Origin of the sequence: Streptomyces milbemycinicus, assembly GCF_002154605.1 — a bacterium.
Lineage (GTDB): Bacteria > Actinomycetota > Actinomycetes > Streptomycetales > Streptomycetaceae > Streptomyces > Streptomyces milbemycinicus.
In genome coordinates, this window is record NZ_MUNE01000808.1 from 1 (window position 1) to 1,085 (window position 1,085).

At 70.3% G+C, this 1,085-nt stretch carries 1 pseudogene; it reads right to left on the minus strand.

From position 1 onward, the window contains the following. Positions 1 to 169: 169 nt before the first annotated feature. Positions 170 to 1,085: pseudogene (locus CCN51_RS55430) on the minus strand (hypothetical protein); the annotation flags it as partial.

The window sequence follows — 1,085 nt, forward strand, 5'->3', positions numbered from 1 at the left end:
GCTTCACGATCGACAACCCGAACGCCACGGGCTCCTGCGCCTGCGGTGACTCGTTCAGCTGAGGTTCAGCATGAGGCGCTTCTCGTAAGCTGCCTCGCCTCGATCAGACGCCGCAGGGGGCGGGCCCGGCACCGGGCCCGCCCCCTGCGGCGTCTTCGGTTCACCTGCGTTACTTGCGCTTGGGCACGGCCTCGCCGGTCCTGGCGTCCACCACCTTGCGGTCGCCCAGCGGCTTGTCCAGCTCGACCTTCTTGTCGATCTGCTTGGCGATGAGGATGCAGGGCCGGCCCGGATGCAGCCGCTTGCCCTTGATCTCCAGCTTCACCTGCGACGAGGACTCCTTGGCGGAGACCGAGTACGACTCGCAGACCCCGCCCCAGAAGCGCACCGTCAGGGTCTTTCCGGCCACGGTGTACGACGTGATGTCGTCTACGTGTTCCTCACCGCGCTTCGAGGACGGGGACGTACCGGAGGGGGAGGGCTTCTTGATGAACTTCGGGTCGACGGCGGGGTAGGTGACCGTGTTCATGACGTCATCCGCGCTCGACGGCCCGACCTGGAAGAGCCAGGACGGCACCAGCGCCCGCCGGCCGTCCACGGAGCGCGCCGCGAGGCCCAGGGTCGCCTTGCGCACCGTGACCTTGTCGGCCGTACCACTCGCGCTGCCCGTCGCCGCCTCCTCGGGCGCCTTCTTCGCGGGCTCCGCCTTCCCGGCCGCGTCGTCGGCGCTGTCCGTGCTGTCCGTGGTTGCGCCGCCCTTGTTGAGCCGCTTCATGGCTTCGGCCGCGCCGATCAGCGGATAGCTGTCGTCCGCCGCGGGCTTCGACAGCAGACCGTCGCCGCCGACCAGCTGTCCATCGGCGGCCACCTGGAGACTCGTCCGCCAGCCGTACGTCGGCAGACCGTCGAGCACCGGGTCCGCCTTCACGACCCGCACCGCGCCGTACAGCTGTGTCGCGTCCAGCTTCGCGCCGTCCAGCCCCAGCGCGTCCAGCACCGGCTGGGCCGCGCGCTTGGCCTTGGCCTCCGAGACGGCCTTGTCGGACCCCGCGGACCCCTTGGATCCGGACCCCTCGGCCCCGGAC